18 protein-coding genes are annotated in these 20,374 nt (G+C 33.9%); 15 read left to right on the top strand and 3 right to left on the bottom strand.

Going from position 1 to position 20,374, the window contains the following annotated elements; genetic code table 11:
* The first annotated feature begins 6 nt into the window (after positions 1-6).
* The 5 genes from MHH98_RS12020 (at position 7) to MHH98_RS12000 (ending at position 4,773) form a co-directional block, all read left to right on the top strand.
* Positions 7-1,044: a hypothetical protein gene (locus MHH98_RS12020; RefSeq protein ID WP_340712935.1), complete on the top strand. Its 1,038-nt coding sequence runs from the start codon at positions 7-9 to the stop codon at positions 1,042-1,044.
* Between the two features lie 276 nt (positions 1,045-1,320).
* Complete coding sequence (locus MHH98_RS12015; protein ID WP_038181365.1) at positions 1,321-2,229, top strand: metal ABC transporter solute-binding protein, Zn/Mn family; 909 nt, start codon at positions 1,321-1,323, stop codon at positions 2,227-2,229.
* 12 nt (positions 2,230-2,241) lie between these two features.
* Complete coding sequence (locus MHH98_RS12010) at positions 2,242-3,015, top strand: metal ABC transporter ATP-binding protein (RefSeq protein ID WP_076034923.1); 774 nt, start codon at positions 2,242-2,244, stop codon at positions 3,013-3,015.
* The gene (locus MHH98_RS12005; protein WP_340712934.1) at positions 3,002-3,892 is read left to right on the top strand and encodes a metal ABC transporter permease; all 891 of its coding nucleotides are present in this window, start codon (positions 3,002-3,004) and stop codon (positions 3,890-3,892) included. The genes MHH98_RS12010 and MHH98_RS12005 overlap by 14 nt, the downstream gene beginning before the upstream one ends.
* On the top strand, positions 3,889-4,773 hold the full coding sequence (locus MHH98_RS12000; protein ID WP_076034925.1) for a metal ABC transporter permease: 885 nt from the start codon (positions 3,889-3,891) through the stop codon (positions 4,771-4,773). Before MHH98_RS12005 ends, MHH98_RS12000 begins: the two co-directional genes overlap by 4 nt.
* A 274-nt stretch (positions 4,774-5,047) precedes the next feature.
* Here the strand turns inward: MHH98_RS12000 and MHH98_RS11995 are convergent, their stop codons facing one another.
* The 3 genes from MHH98_RS11995 to MHH98_RS11985 form a co-directional block, all read right to left on the bottom strand.
* Positions 5,048-5,656: a hypothetical protein gene (locus tag MHH98_RS11995; RefSeq protein ID WP_038181374.1), complete on the bottom strand. Its 609-nt coding sequence runs from the start codon at positions 5,654-5,656 to the stop codon at positions 5,048-5,050.
* A 388-nt stretch (positions 5,657-6,044) separates the two neighbouring features.
* Positions 6,045-6,842, bottom strand: coding sequence for a dihydrodipicolinate synthase family protein (locus MHH98_RS11990; RefSeq protein ID WP_235175688.1), 798 nt, complete (start codon positions 6,840-6,842; stop codon positions 6,045-6,047).
* 178 nt (positions 6,843-7,020) lie between these two features.
* A complete protein-coding gene (locus MHH98_RS11985; protein WP_051448614.1) occupies positions 7,021-8,427 on the bottom strand; it encodes a sigma-54 interaction domain-containing protein in 1,407 nt (468 codons plus the stop codon).
* Positions 8,428-8,725: 298 nt separating this feature from the next.
* Here MHH98_RS11985 and MHH98_RS11980 point away from each other — a divergent pair, with 298 nt between their 5' ends.
* The 10 genes from MHH98_RS11980 to MHH98_RS11935 all read left to right on the top strand — a co-directional run bounded on the left by MHH98_RS11980 (position 8,726) and on the right by MHH98_RS11935 (position 20,203).
* A complete protein-coding gene (locus MHH98_RS11980; protein ID WP_038181377.1) occupies positions 8,726-9,502 on the top strand; it encodes an SDR family NAD(P)-dependent oxidoreductase in 777 nt (258 codons plus the stop codon).
* A gap of 29 nt (positions 9,503-9,531) precedes the next feature.
* Entirely contained in the window at positions 9,532-10,920 is a 1,389-nt protein-coding gene (gene gcvPA, locus MHH98_RS11975) for an aminomethyl-transferring glycine dehydrogenase subunit GcvPA (RefSeq protein WP_340712930.1), read from the top strand.
* A gap of 24 nt (positions 10,921-10,944) precedes the next feature.
* The gene (gcvPB, locus tag MHH98_RS11970; RefSeq protein ID WP_340712928.1) at positions 10,945-12,519 is read left to right on the top strand and encodes an aminomethyl-transferring glycine dehydrogenase subunit GcvPB; all 1,575 of its coding nucleotides are present in this window, start codon (positions 10,945-10,947) and stop codon (positions 12,517-12,519) included.
* A gap of 131 nt (positions 12,520-12,650) precedes the next feature.
* Complete coding sequence (locus MHH98_RS11965; RefSeq protein WP_340712926.1) at positions 12,651-13,472, top strand: ABC transporter substrate-binding protein; 822 nt, start codon at positions 12,651-12,653, stop codon at positions 13,470-13,472.
* Between the two features lie 62 nt (positions 13,473-13,534).
* A complete protein-coding gene (locus tag MHH98_RS11960; protein WP_412104682.1) occupies positions 13,535-14,215 on the top strand; it encodes an amino acid ABC transporter permease in 681 nt (226 codons plus the stop codon).
* Positions 14,190-14,912: an amino acid ABC transporter ATP-binding protein gene (locus MHH98_RS11955; protein ID WP_038181390.1), complete on the top strand. Its 723-nt coding sequence runs from the start codon at positions 14,190-14,192 to the stop codon at positions 14,910-14,912. Before MHH98_RS11960 ends, MHH98_RS11955 begins: the two co-directional genes overlap by 26 nt.
* A 47-nt stretch (positions 14,913-14,959) precedes the next feature.
* Positions 14,960-16,633 carry a M20/M25/M40 family metallo-hydrolase gene (locus tag MHH98_RS11950; RefSeq protein ID WP_340712924.1) on the top strand — a complete coding sequence of 558 codons (1,674 nt, stop codon included), beginning with the start codon at positions 14,960-14,962 and terminating at the stop codon, positions 16,631-16,633.
* 58 nt (positions 16,634-16,691) lie between these two features.
* Positions 16,692-17,444, top strand: coding sequence for an SDR family NAD(P)-dependent oxidoreductase (locus MHH98_RS11945; RefSeq protein ID WP_038181396.1), 753 nt, complete (start codon positions 16,692-16,694; stop codon positions 17,442-17,444).
* A 143-nt stretch (positions 17,445-17,587) separates the two neighbouring features.
* Positions 17,588-18,985 carry a YfcC family protein gene (locus MHH98_RS11940; RefSeq protein ID WP_038181398.1) on the top strand — a complete coding sequence of 466 codons (1,398 nt, stop codon included), beginning with the start codon at positions 17,588-17,590 and terminating at the stop codon, positions 18,983-18,985.
* Positions 18,986-19,015: 30 nt separating this feature from the next.
* A complete protein-coding gene (locus tag MHH98_RS11935; protein WP_038181400.1) occupies positions 19,016-20,203 on the top strand; it encodes a M20 metallopeptidase family protein in 1,188 nt (395 codons plus the stop codon).
* The last annotated feature ends 171 nt before the right edge of the window (positions 20,204-20,374 follow it).

Below are 20,374 nucleotides of genomic sequence, written 5' to 3'. Positions count from 1 at the left end.
GATTTTTTGAAGAAGGGCATGCTTAGTTTCTTATTATTTATAGCAACCATTGCATTTCTTACACCAGTAGAAATTATGGCATCTACAAATGAATATTACATTTCAAATGATAGTGAAAATGTTTCCAAAGGGATGTATTATGCAAAACCTAATGCCAAAGCAAAAATGGTTGTTAAGTTTACTCGTTATAATACTAATAAAAAGGTGAAGAAATCTCTCGGATTAAAGGATATGACAGCTCAGTATAAATTATCGACGAAATCTGGTGACCTAATTCCTGATTTTGATCGTTCGATATATAAACTGCAAAAAGTAGGGTCTAAACTCTACCTCACTTCGCCTGTCTATCGAACTGAAAGTATATATGGACCAGCAGAAGGATATGCTCTAAAATTATATGAAATGACAGCTAACGAAAATAAAAAACGTGTGATCAAAGATTATATCCCATCGAATACTGTCACACCTTATAAAATAGAGGGCTCTAAACTGTTTTACGTTACTTATAATAAACAGTCCATGAAGGAATATGATTTAAATGTATTTGATCTGAAATCAAAAAAGAAAAAGACTCTGAAGAGATTGGTAGATAGTTTTTGGATAAAGTCGGGAAGGATATATTATACGAAAAAAGGTAGTTTGTATTCGATGCAACAAGATGGAGAAAATATAAAAAAATATAAATCGATTGATTACTTATATAACTCTATTGGTTTTGAGGCAAGAAGTTTCGGTGTTACGATAAATGATGTTCTCATTTATTATAGTGGTAGAGATGGTAGGTACTATTATTTAAACACGAATACAGGAAAAAGTATTAAATATCCTAATATTAATATTTATGAAGGCAATCAGTATATCGACTATTCTTCTCACAGTATTATTTTTACAGATAAAGAAGGCTTGAAAAAATATGATAGTAAAACGAGAAAGACTAAGTTGATTAAACGAACAAATAATATTGTTTACATCCATAAAGTGAGAATGAGTGCTAAAAAGATTCAGTATATACAAGGTATTCGGTTGTATGAGGTTGGGTTTTAGATATAAACTTAATTATTTTTAATAATGAGAAAGCCCCAAATGACTTTTAAATAAGTCATTCGGGGCTTTTATTGTATATATTTTACAATAGCACAATTCAACCTTGATTTATGTACTAAATAATAATTCAAATAATTAGTTGACATAAATGGAAAAAGTCGATAAGCTAAAATAAAGTTTCCTAAAGGAAAAACAATTGTGCGAAGGAATTATTTTTTTACCTAAAAAGTTTCCTTAAGGAAAAACAATTAACATAGGGAAAAAGGGGAGAAGAGAATGAAAAAGTTAGTTATTTTTTTTGCTGCAATCTTATTTTTAGCTGGATGTTCAACGAAAAAAGAAAATGATAAACCAGTTGTTGTAACAACAATTAGCCAAATTGCAGACGCTGTATCTGTTATTGCTGGAGATCGTGTTGAAGTAAAGGCTTTGATGGGACCTGGAGTAGATCCACATTTGTATAAGGCGACACAAGGAGACTTGAGTAAATTAGAAAGTGCGGATGTGATTTTTTATAGTGGCCTTCATCTTGAAGGAAAGATGCTAGATGTTTTTGAGAAGATGCAAGAAAATGATAAAACTGTTAATGCAATAAGTGAATCAATTGAAGAAGAGAAATTGTTAGGAAATGAAATGGATGCAAAGTTATATGACCCTCACGTATGGTTTGATATCGATATTTGGAAAACTGCTGTCCATCAAATTACAGCTACATTAAGTGAAAAATATCCAGAATATAAGAAAGAGTTTAGTGAAAATGAAGCTATCTACTTTGAAGAATTGGATGATCTATCGAGTTATGCAAAACAAAGAATTGATGAGATACCTTTAGATCAGCGTGTACTGGTAACAGCACATGATGCTTTTAATTATTTTGGTCGTAGTTTGAATATAGAAGTACGTGGTTTACAAGGGTTAAGTACGGAGTCTGAATATGGTCTAAAAGATGTAAGGGACGTTGTTGACTTTTTAGTCGGAAACAATATTAAAGCTGTATTTATTGAATCAAGCGTGTCTGATAAAGCGATGAAAGCAGTAATTGATGGAGCTAAAGAAAAAGGACAAAATGTGAAAATTGGCGGGGAGTTATATTCAGATGCTATGGGAAAAGAAGGAACAGAACAAGGAACTTATATTGGAATGTATAAACACAATGTAGATACAATTGTAAACTCATTGAAGTAGGGGGAGGAAAATATGAATGCAATTGAAGTAAGCCATTTATCAGTGGCATATGAAGACAATCTTGTTTTACGTGATATTAATTTAAGTGTACCTGTTGGAAAATTAGTTGGGATTATTGGTCCGAATGGTGCTGGGAAATCTACACTGATAAAAGCAATTTTAAATCAGCTACCTAATAAAACTGGGAAAGTGGAGATATTAGGTCATTCTTTAAATCCTAAAAATCATCTTGTGGGTTATGTTCCACAACGAAATGCAGTAGATTGGGATTTTCCAACAAATGCATTAGATGTCGTTCTAATGGGACGTTATGGTCATATAGGATTATTTAATAGACCTAAAGCTAAAGATCGAGAAAAGGCTATGAAATGTCTGAAAAGTGTTGGTATGGGGGAATTTGCAAATCGTTCAATTGGTCAATTATCAGGTGGGCAACAACAACGCGTTTTTTTAGCTCGAGCACTTGCTCAAGAAGCTGAAATTTATTTTATGGATGAACCATTTGTAGGTGTTGATGCAGCAACTGAACTTACAATTATTAATATTTTAAAGGAATTAAAAGCAAAAGGGAAAACAGTACTGGTTGTACACCATGATTTACAAACAGTAAATGATTATTTTGATTGGACCGTATTACTGAATAAAACAATCATTTCTTATGGACCAACTAAGGAAATTTTTACAAAAGAAAATTTACAACAAGCGTATGGAGGAAAGTTATTCTTTATGAATGAAAAGCAAAATGAAGCGCTTGCTGAAAGGGGAGGATTGAATGCTATCAGGTAACTTATTGTGGGTTCTAGCTGGTGCATCTTTATTAGGAGTTGCCTCTGGATTAATCGGATCATTTGCATTTCTTCAAAAGCAAAGCCTTGTAGGTGATGCTGCTGCTCATGCAGCACTTCCAGGTATTGCAATTTCATTTCTGATATTTCAGCAAAAGGATTTACCATTATTAATGCTGGGTGCAATAATAACGGCAACTATATCAGTATATTTGATTCAAGGTATTATTAATCGCTCCAAATTGAAGTCCGATGCTGCTATTGGAATAGTATTATCAGTTTTCTTCGGAGCGGGTATTGTTTTACTAACAATTGTTAATCAAAGTAGTTCTGGCAATCAAAGTGGATTAAACGATTTTATATTTGGCAAAGCAGCAACTATGGCAAAAAGCGACCTAGTGTGGTTATCAGGAAGTGCTTTAATAATCATTTTGACTTGCTTAACTTTTTATAAAGAATGGAAATTAATCATATTTGATACTACATTCGCTAAAGGAATTGGCTTACCTGTAAATTTTCTTAGATTTATACTTACAGCAATAACAGTGTTAACAATTGTTACAGGTATACAGGCTGTAGGTGTTATATTAATGTCTGCAATGCTGATCATTCCGGCGGCTACAGCCAGAATATGGTCGGATAAATTAGTCACCATGATAATTATGAGTGCTTTGTTTGGTGCTTTTTCAGGTGCATGCGGAACTTTAATTAGTTCTTTAAAGACAGGGTTATCAACTGGACCAATCATTGTCATTACAGCATCTTTGTTATTTATTTTTTCATATATATTTTCTCCAAAACGAGGTCTGTTAGTGAAAATTCAACGAAGACGACAAATAGCGAAGCGGGTTTTAAAACAGGAGGTGCAAGCCTCTTGAATGAGTTTTGGGTTTTAGTAACTGGTTCATTAGTTGGGATTACTTGTGGTTTAACAGGTGTATTTTTAATATTACGCAAAATGGCTATGATAGCAGATGCGATTAGTCATACTGTTTTATTTGGTATCGTCATGGCATTCATTATTACACAGTCATTAAATGGTATATGGATGATGCTAGGAGCTGGAATTGCAGGGGTTATAACGGCTTATTTAGTGCAAATTCTACAATCGAATGGATTACAAGAGGATGCTTCAATTGGAGTTGTTTTTACTACTTTATTTGCGGTAGGAGTATTACTGATTACACTTTTTGCTGGAAATGTACATTTAGATGTAGAACATGTATTAATGGGCGAAATTGCATTTGTACCTTGGAATACTTGGACATTTATGAACTTAACAATGCCGAAAGCTGTATGGATGTTAATGTTTGTGTTGTTGATAAATATTCTATTTCTTTTAGGGTTTTATAAAGAAATAAAACTGTCAACATTTGATCCTATCTTTGCAATGAGTATTGGCCTACCTCTCGTTTTTCTACATTATGCATTTATGACACTCGTATCGTTTACAACTGTTGCGGCATTTGACAGTGTAGGTGCTGTCTTAGTTGTTGCGATGTTAATTGTACCGGCTTCTACGGCGTATTTACTTAGTAAATCTGTAAAAAGAATGATTATTTTAAGTATGATAATTGGAATGTTGTCTGCTATTGGAGGCTATTATTTCGCAAAATTCTTTGACGCATCAATTGCAGGCATGATGGCTACTACAGCGGGAGGGATATTCTTACTTGTCTTTTTATTTAGACCGTATGAGGGTTTATTAATGAAAAAAAGGAAACTACTTAACTTGAACAATCTCACTATAAAATCATAGGTAGGTTTACCCGGTTTTTTAAAGCCTTGTTAAGTTTTATAATTATTAGCTTTATGCTATTCCATAAAGTTGAAAAAAATTAAAAGTTGTTAAAAAAACGTTAGTATCGTTAAATACGATACTAACGTTTCTTTACATAAAATATAGATTTCATTGGACATGCCTCAAATACATTTAAAAGAGATTTTAATAGAAGTATTTTGATCTAAGTGAATAAATTTCAAACTACTTACTTTCCTATGAAGAAAAATTAAAAATAGTATAACTGGATATATTATTTTACAGGAACTAAAACTTTATATTCCTCAGGTATGTGTAAAATTGTTTCGTAATATGCTTTTTTCGTATAATCTTTTGAGATATCTTTATTTATAGATTTATATGTTAAATAAGGTTCTTCAATAGGTTCTTTTTTAATAATAGTTTGAACAGATATTGTTTTAGAAGCGTTATTTTTATCTAGTACATCTAATTCAACCCAAATAGGTTTAACGTTATTATTAAAATAAATTGATTTTATTTTCTTGTTGTGATTTTTATGTATTTCTAATATTTGTGTAAAATCTTGTACATATGTTTTGTTTTCAGGTAATCCATTCATGTATGGCTCTAAATAATCACCTTTCCATTGTTTTTCGTTCATTGAAAAATCAGCTTTCATTATATGAATAGATGAGAGTACTACTAATGATAGTGTGAACAAAAAGAAAATCCCTCTCATTATAAAGCCGGAAGATGAAATTGTTTTTTTGTTTTTTATGATATCCATCAGTGAATATATACCGATTATTATCCATAACAGTTCAGCAGGGATTAATATGAATGCTGAATCGGCTTGTATTATACTTTCTTGTATTTCAATTACTTTGTCAATACTAGGCACTTTTAAGTCCTCCAATTTTATGTCATGTATTATTTGTATGAAAATTAAATAATTTACACGCTTTACTTTTTAGCTATACAATATACTATTTCAAAGTTAATGTATATAATAATTTCCTTTTCTACTATATTTATATCGGAAATATATGATAGGAGATACGTCTAAGTTATATTTTGGGAGTAAAACTGCGCTAGATACCGTGGATTTGCACTGGTAAACGTAGAAAATAAAATGCCTATTAATTCCTTTCACAACACATGATCTAATTGAGAGCTTAAACTAAAAATAAAGAAGAAGCCAATAACCTCATTTGTCGTACTAAGGATATTGGCTTCTGAAATTTTACAAGTGGTTCTTTTAGTAGGATAGGAAATTAAAATATAATGAATTAAATATTACACAAAGGACTTCTGCAAATACCTATGTCGATTTCATTTCCATTTATACCTTCTTTTAAATTTACTAAAGTAGAACCTGTATAAATTTGTTCGATTATGCTTGATATTTCTATTTTCTCATGATCAGTTATCGGTTGATTAGATAACATTTTCATAAACCAATTTTTGATTGTATCAGGAGATATATTTGCTGCAATTGATGATAATCGATTAAACCCTATTTGCACTTTATCTTCTAAATCTATTTCTCCACCGGCATAATAATAAAAGTCATTTTTAATTTGATCCTTCAATTTTTTTATTTTATCTTTATGACCTGCTTCTTTTATTCCTATTACATGATCGTTCTTACTTAAGAAAAGGATGTTATTTATAGATAAATCAAATCCTGTTCTTTTTGGATTATTGTATATTATTGTAGGTTTGTTAGTTTGTTCAATAATCTTTTCAGAATATCTCAATGCTTCTTCTTGAGTCGGAAGAATATAAGGTGGATATCCAAGTAAAATCCCTGCAATCTTTGTCTTATTTATCGCCTTCCCAAACTCAACAGCTTCAAGCTGTCTAATAGAAGAAACACCAAATAATATTTCCATGTTGTTTATGAGTTCTTCTTCTATTGAAACAGCGTTAAGCAAATCCATCTTTTCTTTGAGATTTAAACTATGTTGTTCTCCAGTAGACCCACCGACAAGAACGGATTTTATCCCTTTATTATATAAATATTTAATATGGTCTATAGTACCTTGTACGTTTAACGATTCATCTTTAAAAAATGCGGTAGGCACAGCAATATGAAGGATTCTTTTATCATTTGTGTCACTCCTTGTTTCTTAGGGAATATTAAACTATTTTTTAGTATTAACGGATTTTGTCCACATTTAATAAATGATTAAATTTCTAATATACATCCATTTCAAGTTGATTGCCCTTTATAAAGTAAGTAGTGCTCGATTTAACGACAATTCATCTGACGGGAAAAGAAATATTAAATTTCTCCATTTTTCTGTATAGTGTGCGTACACTTATTCCTAATTGCTCGGCAACTAACTTCTTACCTTCAAAATCAAACCCATAACGATTGAAGGCTTGGATTATTCCATCCTTTTCCATCGTTTTTAAATCATTTTGTTCCAGCAGCTTCTTAGGTGCTTGAACGAGTGATGGATGTAAGAAATCTGGAAGTGAAGATTCTGTTAGTTGATGACTCCTCTCCATATTCATACTGTACTCAATGACATTTTCAAGTTCGCGAATATTTCCTGGCCAATGGTATTGCTGTAAACTTTTTAAATATCCTTCTGAGCATGTCTGTATGAATTTTCCTGTACGATTCTGAAGACGATCTATTAAGATAGGGACTAATGATTCTATGTCTTCTTTTCTTTCTCTTAATGCCGGTAAGTGGATTGGGATGACATTTAATCTATAATACAAGTCTGAACGGAATTGTTTAGCCTCCATCATTTCCTCAAGAGGTTGATTAGTGGCAGCAATCACACGAATATTAACTTTTTTAGGATTGATTCCGCCTACTCGATTAACCATCCCATCTTGTAAAACTTTTAATAACTTTGGTTGTAAATGGACAGGCAAATCTGCAACTTCATCTAAAAATAATGTTCCTCGATCTGCAAGTTCAAAATACCCTGGCTTGCCTTTTTTGTTTGCCCCAGTAAATGCTCCTTCCTCATATCCGAATAATTCACTTTCAAATAATGTTTCAGGAATGCCAGCACAATTGATTTCTATGAATTTACCTTTTCTTAACATACTTTGCTCATGGATGAACTTTGCTAAAAGGCTTTTTCCTGTACCCGTTTCACCTGTAATAACGATTGAAGATGTACTGTTAGCAATTCTAGAAAGAAGTTCTTTTAGTTTTTTTAGTTGAGTATTGTTCCCAATAATATAATTAATATTTTCCTTCGAATCTCTCCCTATATATTTAAATTCTCCGGAACCAACCAATATCGTTAAAATGATATCGCTTAATTGTGTTAACCAGTACTTAAATTGATCTTGTTGTGCTATTAACTTTTCTTGTCCCTCTGAAGTAAAACTGACAAAGGAAAGAAAGCCATAATGGTTATCATTTTTTGTGATTTTAATTAGAATTTCTGCTTTTGAAGGGCAGTTCGATTGGAAATGGCAACCTTTACACATTTTCATATGTCCGGGGTCTTTTACAAAACTAACAGCTTCTTTGTTTTGTTTTTGGAAAAATGGTATATAGACTCGATCTTTTTTTTGTACTTTATATTCTTCAGTGGATGCTATTAATACACCTTCATAATTAAAGAAAGCAATTTCGACTTGTAAAAGTTCTGCAAATGTTCGAATAGTCTTTGTAATTGAGGAAATAGATGACATTCATACAACCTCCCACTTTTAGAGTGTGATTTTTTCTGAAAAGTAAGTTTAGACACAGAAATCGAAATATCAATCAACCATTCTACTATTTAATTTGGATTTTTAATTATATGTACTTTTCCATAATGGAATAATTAAGATGTCATAATTGTAGATGAATAGAGTTAAAATTGTCAATTTTCAGTCAATAATGACAAAATGACAATTTTCTTTTGATCAAAAGCTAGGAATTATAACGAATGAAAGTTGGCACGCTATTTGCTTTATTACTAGTAAAACAGCTCAAGGGGGTTTTTACATGGAAATGGATTATTTTAAGCTTACTAACAAAGTAGCAGTTGTAACAGGAGCAGCCTCTGGAATTGGATATGCTACAGCAGAGCTATTGGCTGAAGTAGGTTTGCGTGTCATTTTACTAGATATCGATGAAGTAAAAGGTATGCAAGCCGCTAGAACAATTCTGGAGAGTGGTTATCAAGCGCAATTTATAAAATGTGATGTGACAAGTGCAGCAAATTGCCAAGCAGTAAGTGAGGAGATTAAACAATCATATGGCAATATAGATGTACTTTTCAATAATGCAGGTATTATTAAACGAAAAACTGTTGTGGATTTAGAAGAACATGAATGGGATGCAGTTATAGATGTCTCATTAAAAGGTGTTTATCTTCTATCTAAATACATCATTCCTATTATGGCTGAAGGTACAGGCGGAAGTATTATCAATACCGGATCTGGTTGGGGACTAAAAGGTGGTGACAAAGCTGCGTCATATTGTGCGGCAAAGGCTGGTGTTGTCAATTTGACAAAAGCAATGGCAATTGACCATGGACCACAGAATATCCGTGTCAATTGTATCTGTCCAGGGGATACAGATACACCGTTATTGAGAAGTGAGGCACAACAATTAAATCTCGAAGAAGGCTCTTTCTTAAAAGATTCCGCAGTGAACCGTCCATTGGCACGCTTAGGAACACCGCAAGATATTGCTAAGGGAGTTCTATTCTTAGCAAGCGATTTATCTAGTTGGGTAACAGGAACGGAATTAATCGTTGACGGTGGCGGCTTGGCATAACGATAACCAAAATATTAGGAGGTAATACTATGACAAAAAAGGTGCACCCATACATCCCAAATATGGTCCCTAAAGTTAAGGAAGTAATGCTGAAGGTAATTGGGGTAGAGAACAGTATGGAATTATATTCATGTATCCCTGAAGAACTTCAGCTGAAGGAAGAGATGAATATACCAAAAGCATTAACAGAATACGAATTACGAAGACATATTGAGGGTCTTTTGAAGAAAAATATTAGCACAAACGACTATATTAACTTTTTAGGTGCCGGATGTTGGCAACATTTTGTTCCAGCGGTTTGCGATGAAATTAACCAAAGGTCGGAATTTCTAACAGCTTATGCTGGAGAGCCGTATGAAGATCATGGTAGATTTCAGTCATTATTTGAATATCAAAGTCTATTAGCGGAGCTTGTAGATATGGATGTTGTGAATGTGCCTACATTCGATTGGGGGCAGGCTGCAGCAACTTCAATTAGAATGGCCGCTCGCATTAATGAAAGAAAAAAAGTTTTGATAGCAGCTACAGTTGCTCCAGAAAGAACAAAGATTATTGCTAACTATGGTTCACCAGAGCTCGAATTTACTAATATTGCTTTCGATCTTGATACAGGTTTAATGGACTTAGATGACTTGAAAAGTAAAATTTCAGATGAAGTAGCAGCGATTTACTTTGAAAATCCATCTTATTTAGGATTTATAGAATCTCAAGGAAATGAAATTTCTGCAATTGCTAAAGAACATGATGTACTACTTGTAGTTGGGGTGGATCCTATCTCATTAGGTGTTTTGGCACCACCAAGTCATTATGGTGCTGATATTGTTTGTGGAGATCTACAACCACTTGGTATGCATATGAATTACAGCGGTGGCCAAGCTGGTTTTATCGCTACTCGTGATGAAGAAACATTCATTAATGAGTTCCCATCACGATTATTTGGTATCGTGCCAACAATAAAAGAAGGGGAATATGGATTTGGTGACGTGGCGTATGAAAGGACTTCTTTCGCTCAAAGAGAAAAAGGGAAAGAATCAGTTGGTACTCAAACAGCATTATGGGGTATTACAGCTGGCGTGTACTTATCTTTACTAGGGCCTGAGGGGATGTATGAATTAGGGCAAACCATTATGCAAAATAGTCAATACACCGTAAAGAAATTGAATAAAATTGCGGGTATACAAGGTTCAAGAATTGTTTCACCATTCTTTAAAGAATTTATTGTGGACTTTAACGAAACGGGAATCTCGGTTCAAACAATTAATGAACTGTTATTAGAAAAGAAAATTTTTGGTGGTAAGGATCTTTCTAAGGAGTTCCCAGAGTATGGACAATGTGCTCTATTTTGTGTGACAGAGGTTCATACGAAAGAAGATATGGATTGTTTGATAGAGGCTCTTGAAGAGATTGTAACAAAATAAACGTCTACAAAAGGAGTTTTGAGAATGAAACCAATAAAAAGAACTGAAGCTACTCGCGATTTTCATCAAGCAAAATGGAATGAACCTATTATTTTTGAACTTCATCAAGAGGGAGAAAAAGGTGTTGAAGTCCCACTAGCAAATGAAGAAGTGGTATCAACAATTGGTGACGGTGTGTCTACTATTCCTGCATCTATGTATAGAAAAAATAGACCGAATCTTCCGGAAATTGGTCAAGCTCGTGTGCTTCGCCATTACTTACGACTGTCTCAAGAAACACTGGGATCAGATTTTAATGTAGAAATCGGTCAAGGTACTTGTACGATGAAATATATCCCGAAAATAAATGAATTATTAATTAGAAATCCCAAGATGATGGATCTTCATCCACTTCAAGAAGAAAGCACTGTACAAGGGATGTTAGAAATTATTCATAATTTAGATTTGTTTATGCGTGAAATTTCGGGGATGGGCGCTTTTTCATTCCAGCCAGGTGGCGGAACACAGGCATTATTTGCGATGGCTTCAATTGTTAGAAAATATCATGAGACACGTGGTGAAGGAGATCAGCGTGATGAAATCATCACAACTATTTTCTCGCATCCATCACAAGCAGCAACAGCTGTTGTGAAAGGGTATAAAGTGATTACATTACATCCAGATGAAAATGGCTTCCCGGACATTGAGAAATTAAAAGAAGTTGTTTCTGAAAGAACGGCTGGGTTTGTAGTAGCAAATCCTGAAGATACAGGAATCTTTAATTCTAAAATTAAAGAATTTACAAAGATTGTACATGAAGCGGGTGGTATTTGTTATTACGATCAAGCAAATGCAAATGGATTATTAGGTATTACAAGAGCAAAAGAAGCGGGCTTTGATATGTGTTTCTTTAACCTTCATAAAACGTTCGCTGCACCTCATATGTGTGGAGGGCCAGCAACAGGAGCTTTAGGAGTTGCTGAAGCATTAAAAGAATATTTACCAGGTCCCATTGTAGAATATGATGGTGAAAACTATTCATTAAATGATAATCTACAACACTCAATTGGCAAAGTACGTGCATTTCATGGCGTAGCCCAAACAATTTTAAGATCTTATGCATGGATACGCGCATTAGGTCCAGATGGATTACGAGAAGTAGCCCAAACGGCAGTATTAAATAATAATTACTTATACCATAAAGTACAAAAAATTCGTGGTGCAAGTGCTCCATACGTTAAAGGCCAGCGACTAGAACAAGTGCGATATAGTTGGGATCAGATGGCTAATGAAACAGGTATTACTACAGAAGATGTACAAAGAAGGATGACTGATTTCGGTCTCCATTACTGGACTAGTCACCACCCGTATATCGTTCCACAACCATTTACACTTGAACCAACTGAATCCTATTCAAAAACGGATTTAGATGAATACATTAATGCGCTTCAGCAAATTTCAAATGAGGCATATAACAATCCTGAAATTGTAAAAAATGCCCCATCCAATAGTACAATTCATCAACTAGTTGAAGAAGATTATTTAGATAATCCTGAGAAATGGTGTATTACGTGGAGGATGTATCAAAAGAAAGTATTAAAACCAGAACTTATTAAGTAGAGGGAGCGGCAATCAATTGATAAGAATTGATTGCCTTTGTTTCCTGAAAAAAACGAAAATTGAAAATTCTTAAGTTTTTTAAGTAGAGTCAAACTGATTTATATTCAATGAAAATAAGGAGTGGATGAATAATGAAGAAGAATAAAAATGCTTTATTATCTCTTTTTGTTGGATTAATAGTTATTTTAGTTTTAAGTGCTTGTAGCAGTAATTCTTCAAGCAATTCTAAAGGAAACGAAAAGACTGATAATGAAGTGAAGATGGATCTTGTAAATAAGGGGAAATTGACTTTCGCAATGAGTGGTCTTTTAAAACCGCTAAACTATAAAGAGAACGAAAAATTAGTAGGGTTTGATGTTGAAATTGGCACTGAGATTGCAAAACGAATTGGATTAGAGGCTAATCCAGTAACAAATCCATGGGAAACGATTATACAAGGGTTAAAAGGGAAAAAATATGATGCGATTATTGGCAGTATGACCGCTACAGAAGAACGCTCTAAACAAGTAGACTTTTCAGATCCTTACTACACTTCGGGAGCACAAGTATTTGTAGCTGAGGGGAATAATGAGTTAAAGGCGAAAGCGGATTTAAAGGATAAAACGATTGGTGTTATGCAAGCGAGTACTTATACAGACGATGCAAAAAAATATACGACTAAAATTAAGAACTTTCCAAGTGATATATATGCATTGCAAGATTTACCGCCAGGTCGTGTAGATGCAGTAATTACAGACCGTATTGTTGGCGTTTCTGCAATTAAAGAATCAGGATTGAAAATTAAACCAATCGATGATGTAATCAAAACTGAAGAAATTGCAGTTGCAATAAATAAAGGAAATCCAGAGTTATTAAAAGCAATTAATGAAGCGATAGCATCTATGGTTGAAGATGGAACATATGAAAAAATCAGCACAAAGTGGTTTGGAGTAAATCTTCTTGATAAAAAATAGAGTTTAATTTCAATAGTACAAAATGAGAAAGGAGGAGATTGTTATTGAACTTCTTAACCAATATTACTTCAATATTTCAAACTCATGGAATTGAATTTTTAAAAGCGACAGTAATTACAGTAGAACTTACCTTTGTATCATTAATAATTGCTACTATTATTGGTTTAGTATTCGCATTCTTTAAAGTCTCAAATATTAAAATACTAGGAAAAATTGCAGATATATATATATTCTTAATTCGAGGAATGCCGTTAATTGTTCAATTAATGTTTTTATACTATGGTATTTCAAGTGTTTTTGTATTATCAGATTTTACTGCAGGAGCTTTAGCATTAGGAATACACTCAGGAGCTTATATAGCTGAAATTTTCCGTGGTTCTATTCAATCTATTGACCGTGGACAGGTGGAGGCAGCTCGCTCATTAGGTATGCCATATATGCTAGGAATGCGACGTATCATACTTCCTCAAGCTTTTAAAAGAGCTATACCAGCATTAGGAAATCAATTTATCATTGGATTGAAGGATTCATCGTTGGTGGCTTATATTGCAGTTTCTGAACTATTTAATCATGCCCTATCTGCCCAAGCGGCTAACTATATGCCATTTGAAACGTATTTTGTAGTAGGTATTTATTATTTAATCTTAGTTCTAATCTTCACACTTCTTTTCAATAAGCTGGAGAAAAAATTAGATGTTGGAGGGAGAGAGAAGAAAAATGATAAAACTGAAAAATTTGCGTAAATCATTCGGTGATTTAGAAGTGTTAAAAGATATTTCTTTAGAAATACAGAAGTCAGAAGTTGTCGTATTAATTGGTGCGAGTGGTTCAGGGAAAAGTACTTTGCTGAGATGTCTGAATTTTCTTGAAATTAATAATGGCGGTCAAATAGAGATTAACGGAAAATTGATCGATGCTGGAAAAGAGAACCTAAATAAAGTTCGAGAAAATATGGGAATGGTATTTCAACATTTTAATTTGTTCCCACATTTATCGATTTTACAAAATGTTATAGAAGCACCTGTTCATGTGAAAAAACAGAGTAAGGAAGAAGCTACAAGAAAGGCGAAGGAACTTTTACAAAAAGTAGGTTTAGCAGATAAAGCAAACTTTTATCCGGATCAACTATCTGGTGGTCAAAAACAGAGAGTCGCGATAGCAAGAGCCCTTGCTATGGAGCCTGAAGTTATGTTATTTGATGAACCTACATCTGCTCTAGACCCAGAGCTTGTAGGAGAAGTTTTAGAAACGATGAAAAATCTAGCAAAAGAAGGAATGACGATGGTCATCGTAACCCATGAAATGGGCTTTGCTAGGGAAGTAGCTGATCGTGTCATTATGTTGGCTGATGGCAAAATTATTGAAGAAGGACCACCATCTGAATTTTTCAAAAATCCAAAAGAAGAAAAAACAATCCGTTTTTTACAGCAAGTTTTATAAAGGTAATTAATATGAGGCCGTAATTTATTTTAGAGGAGTGCATTTAAATGTTGACTTGTTATGATGATGTTTTGAAAGTAACGGATGAATTAGTAGGAGTGGAAAGTATCGTAAATACTACTGGAGAGATTGAAGTTGCTAAGAGGTTATTTGATTTAATCTTCTCACAAAATTATTTCAAAAGTAACCCATCCCATGTATTCATGTCACGTACAGAAGATGATAAAGTCGAACGCTACAATGTTTTTGCCTTTGTCAAAGGTACAAAGGCAAAGTCGAATAAGACTGTTATTTTAATGGGTCATACCGATACTGTAGGAATTGATGATTTTAGTCATTTGAAAGATAAAGCATGTTCACCAAGTGAATTAAAGAAAGCGCTTGCAAATGAGAAACTTCCGGATTTAGTGAAAGAACATTTACAATCAGATGAATGGCATTTTGGACGTGGTGTTTTGGATATGAAGAGTGGAGTTGCAAGTCATTTCTACTTATTAAAGTATTATTCAGAACATCCTGAAGAGCTTATTGGTAATCTAGTATTCTTTGCAGAATGTGACGAAGAAGATAGTTCACATGGTGTTTTATCTGGTCTGAAGGATTTAAAACGATTAAGGGAAGAACATCTTTTTGATTATCAAGCATTAATCAATTCAGATTTCGTTGCCCCTCGCTACGAAGGTGACCCTAATCGATATATCTATAAAGGAACAGTCGGTAAACTATTACCTTCTTTCTTTATCACAGGTGCTGAAACACATGCAGGATCTAGTTTTGAAGGATTAGATCCAAATTATATTGCAGCGGAGTTAACGAGACAGATTAGTTATAATCCAGATTTATGCGATCAATCCCTCGGTGAAACGCCTATGCCGCCAGTTTCGTTGAAACAAACTGATTTTAAGCCAACTTATACGATTCAAACAGCTTTATCAGCATACGTTTACTATAATTTTTTTATCCAATCATGGTCTCCTAAAGAGGTACTTTGTTTGTTGAAAGAACAAGCGGAAATCGCCTTTGAAAACGGGATTAATACAATGAAAGAAAGACATCGAAAATATTGTGAAATAAGTGGGCAACCATATTCAGAATTACCTTGGAAGACTAGAGTAATTGTTTATGAAGATATGCAAAAAACGCTGGTGGAGCTTCATGGAGATAGATACTTAAACCATATGAAGCAATTTAAAGAAAATCTACTATTAGATGAAACGCTTGATGTTCGGATGTTTTCTGCACGAGTTGTCGAAGAAGAATGGAATTGGATGAAGGATAAAAGTCCAGCAATCATTCTATTTTACTCTTCACTCTATTCACCTCGTGTCGATTTGAGTAGGAAAAATGAAAAAGAGCAAAATTTGATAAAGGCATTGGACTATGCAATTGAAATTGTACAACCTCATTATTCAAAACCTATAGTAACACGCAACTATTTCCCCTATGTATGTGATATGAGCTGTGTTGCATTAAGTGATGGGGAAGATGATATAAAAGCAGTTATTGAAAATAATCCAAGTTGGGGCACAAAGCATTATGTAAACTATGATGCAATCCGTGAAATAAATGTTCCAACTATTAACATTGGTCCATATGGATACGATGCACATAATCGATATGAGCGTACAGAACTAGCTTACACGATGGAAGTAGTTCCTAATTTAACAAATCAAGTAATAAGAAAGTTATTAGGAATGGAAGTTGTTGAAGTAGAAAAGTAGAAAGTGGATATAGATAACTAATTTTATTGAAAAATTTTTGCAGAGGGTGTGAAGTTTCATGGGATTCGGAAGATATTCAGATAGTCTCCAAAATAAACGTGTTGTAGTGACAGGGGGAGCTAGTGGTATTGGTCTAGCCACATCGCTTCGATTTGCTGCAGAAGGATCAATTGTAGCCATATTTGATAATAATGAAGAACAATTAAAAAAGACTTTAGAAGAACATTCTGCTATCAAATACGGGATTTTAGTCGATGTTAGTAATCCTGATGAAGTGAAAGAAGCCTTTAAAGAAGTTGATGAGGCAATGGATGGAATCGATATATTAATATCAAATGCAGGTATTAGTATAAGAAATAAATTTATAGACATCACTCCAGAACAATGGAAAAAAGTAATTGGTATTAATTTAGATGGTATTTTTTACACAGCACAAGAAGCAGCTAAACGAATGTTGATACAAGGTAGTGGGGTTATTTTAATGACAGCCTCTACAAATGGAATAACAGGTCATCCATATTACGCCGATTATAATGCGTCAAAAGCTGGTGTAAACCTTTTAGCAAAAACAATGGCTTTAGAACTTGCACCAACGATTCGTGTAAATACAGTTTGTCCGGGTTATGTGTTAACAGCTATGCAAATTGCCGAGTATTCGCCTGAAATGTTAGCGCAGGTTAATGAAAATATACCACTTAAAAGACATGCTACTCCTGAAGAAATTGCAGGGGTTTATGCGTTCCTAGCTTCTGATGAGGGGGTATATATTACAGGTCAAAATATACCCGTAGACGGAGGAGAATTAGCTTAACAACATAATTCTATACTTGCTTTATTTTCGCTTAATTCAAATACTCTATCAAATTTATTTAATAGAATCTAGATTATTAAATAGATTGAATAACAGACTATTAATAAGGCGTTTTGAAAGTAAATGTAAAAGGGGTGTTGATTATGGAAATGCAAACAGAGAAAAAGGGCAGGTTCAGAGTTCCTCATGTGTATGTCATTTTATTTTCTGTCATTATAATTGGAGCTATTTGTACTTACATTATCCCAGCTGGAGAATTTGATCGCATCGAACAAGATGGTAGAACGATTGTGGTACCAGGAAGTTATCACGAAATCCCAGAAAATCGAACGACAATTTTAAATGTATTTGAGTCAATTCATAAAGGGATGATTGCCACTGCACCGCTGATTTTTTATATTTTTATAGTAGGTGGAGCATTTGGAATATTGCGAGCTACTGGGGCTATAGAAGGTGCAGTCCATAGTATGGCGAAAAAAATTGCTGGGAGAGAGCAACTCTTAATCCCAGTATTAATGACTTTCTTTGCATTATCAGGTGCTATGCTAGGATTAGCAGAGGAGACTATTCCTTATATCACCATTCTAATCCCATTAGCAGTTCTAATTGGATTTGACTCGATGGTAGGGACAGCAATCGTACTACTTGGAACATCTGCTGGATTTACTGCTGCATTTATGAATCCGTTTACAGTCGGTATAGCTCAAGGAATCGCAGAATTACCCATTTTCTCTGGTATGTATTTAAGAATCATCTTTTTTGTCATTTTCTTAACGGTTAGTATTTGGTATGTCATGCGATACGCAAATAAAATAAAAAAGAACCCAAAGGCAAGTGTTATGTTCGGTGAAAAAAATGCACTCATAGATAGTTCGGATTCAAACCAAACATTTCCTTTTACTACACGGCACAAACTCGCTTTCTTTGTGTTATTAGGGACGTTAGTAGGGCTAGCTGTTGGTGTCATTAAATTTGAGTGGGGATTAACTCAAATGACAGGACTGTTTTTGATAATGGGTATACTTATTGGTCTTGTCTCAAAAATGAATTTTAGTAGTATGGCTGAAGCATTTATTAAAGGCTGTGAGGTTTTAATAATGGGTGCTTTAGTTGTAGGTATTGCGAATGCAATTCTAATTATTTTAAGAGAAGGTCTTATAATGGATACGATTTTATATGGGCTTGCTTCTGCTGTAGACTCCCTACCACCTCAACTAGCTGCACTTGGTATGTATATAGTGCAATGTTTAGTGAATTATATTGTCCCATCAGGTAGTGGCCAAGCCGCATTAACAATGCCAATAATGGTTCCGTTATCTGACTTGTTAGGGGTTACCCGTCAAACAGCAGTATTAGCTTTCCAATTTGGTGATGGTATTTCAAATATTTTCACACCTACTTCTGGCTATTTTATGGCTGGTTTAGCATTAGGAGGTATCTCGTGGATCAAATGGGTGAAGTGGATTTGGCCATTGATCGTTATTCATTATGTTCTAGGTGCTATTTTTGTAACCATTGCCCAATTAATCAATTATCAATAACTGAAGAAAGCAGTAGGAGGTGGTTCATATATGACTTTAACTAATTTACATCAAACTATGGTTGATTACCGTAGACATTTTCATCAATATCCAGAAGTATCTTATGATGAGGTCAATACTAGACTTTATATAATAAAAGAATTAGAGAAATTAGAATTGAAACCTTACACATTTTCTGGGAAAGATGTTGCTGTTGAAATAGCCGGACTACAACCAGGGAAAACTGTTATCATAAGAGCCGATATGGATGCTCTACCCGTATTAGAAGAAACTGGCTTACCCTTCTCTTCGAAAATAGAAGGAGTAATGCATGCTTGTGGGCATGATGGACATATGGCAATTTTATTAGGATTGATCCATTATTTTAAAGAAAATCCTGATAAAATCGTAGGGAAAATACGTTTTCTATTTCAACACGCCGAAGAAGATGTTCCAGCAGGTGCTATTGAAGTCGTAAAAAGTGGTGGTTTAAAAAATGCAGACGCAATTTTTGGTTTTCATTTATGGGAACCGTTAGAGTTAGGTAAAATAGGCGTCCGTAGTGGCCCTACAATGGCGGGGTGTGATAAATTCACTCTCACTATCTTTGGTAGTGGAGGACATGGTTCAATGCCAAATGAAACCGTGGACCCAACCATTATCGCTGCTCAATTTATTACTCAGTTACAGACTATTGTTAGTAGGTCATTACATCCTCTTGAACAGGCAGTTATAAGTATTGGAGAATTAAAATCTGGAACAAACTATAATGTTATTCCAGATACAGCCTATATAGCGGGAACTGTGCGGCAATTCGGAAAAGAAATTGCTGAGAAGATCCATAATCGGATGGATAAAATAATTAGTGGATTATGTGAATCATTCGGTGCAAAATATCAATTGGAGTATTTACATGGGGACCCTACATTGGTGAATGATGACCAGCTTTATAAAATGGTGAAGAAAAATGCTATTCAATTATTCGGTAAAAAAAGAGTAGAGGAGATTACTCCGATACTTGGAAGCGAGGATTTTTCTAATTATACAGAAGTCATTCCGGGTATGTATACTTATATTGGTATTGGGCGACCAGGGGAAACCTATGGACACCATCATCCAAAATTTGATATCGACGAGTCAATGCTAGTTCCAGCAGCTACATTGATTTCACAATCTGTTATCCATTTTTTAGCGGGTGAAGAAAAATTAATTAATCTATATCAAGCTAATAATATTTAGAAAAATATTACAAAAAATGATAATGTTTTAATAAAGAGGTATTAGTTATGAAAAAATCGTTTCTAGCACAATCTTGAAAAACTATAAGATGCTAAATGATTCAAAGTTGATTATCTAGAAGTAGCTGCTGAATTAAGTGTTAAATTTTATAATGATTTTTAATAGTATACG

This window comes from Viridibacillus sp. FSL H8-0110 (assembly GCF_038003565.1).
GTDB lineage: Bacteria > Bacillota > Bacilli > Bacillales_A > Planococcaceae > Viridibacillus > Viridibacillus arenosi.
This window is presented reverse-complemented; position numbering and strand designations above follow the sequence as displayed.

Coding starts and splice junctions, on each gene's coding strand:
- MHH98_RS12010 (WP_076034923.1), top strand. CDS start 2,242: ATGAATGCAATTGAAGTAAGCCATTTATCAGTGGCATATGAAGACAAT.
- MHH98_RS11940 (WP_038181398.1), top strand. CDS start 17,588: ATGGAAATGCAAACAGAGAAAAAGGGCAGGTTCAGAGTTCCTCATGTG.
- MHH98_RS11955 (WP_038181390.1), top strand. CDS start 14,190: ATGATAAAACTGAAAAATTTGCGTAAATCATTCGGTGATTTAGAAGTG.
- gcvPB (WP_340712928.1), top strand. CDS start 10,945: ATGAAACCAATAAAAAGAACTGAAGCTACTCGCGATTTTCATCAAGCA.
- MHH98_RS12015 (WP_038181365.1), top strand. CDS start 1,321: ATGAAAAAGTTAGTTATTTTTTTTGCTGCAATCTTATTTTTAGCTGGA.
- MHH98_RS11965 (WP_340712926.1), top strand. CDS start 12,651: ATGAAGAAGAATAAAAATGCTTTATTATCTCTTTTTGTTGGATTAATA.
- MHH98_RS11935 (WP_038181400.1), top strand. CDS start 19,016: ATGACTTTAACTAATTTACATCAAACTATGGTTGATTACCGTAGACAT.
- MHH98_RS11980 (WP_038181377.1), top strand. CDS start 8,726: ATGGAAATGGATTATTTTAAGCTTACTAACAAAGTAGCAGTTGTAACA.
- MHH98_RS11950 (WP_340712924.1), top strand. CDS start 14,960: ATGTTGACTTGTTATGATGATGTTTTGAAAGTAACGGATGAATTAGTA.
- MHH98_RS11945 (WP_038181396.1), top strand. CDS start 16,692: ATGGGATTCGGAAGATATTCAGATAGTCTCCAAAATAAACGTGTTGTA.
- gcvPA (WP_340712930.1), top strand. CDS start 9,532: ATGACAAAAAAGGTGCACCCATACATCCCAAATATGGTCCCTAAAGTT.
- MHH98_RS11985 (WP_051448614.1), bottom strand. CDS start 8,427: ATGTCATCTATTTCCTCAATTACAAAGACTATTCGAACATTTGCAGAA.
- MHH98_RS12005 (WP_340712934.1), top strand. CDS start 3,002: ATGCTATCAGGTAACTTATTGTGGGTTCTAGCTGGTGCATCTTTATTA.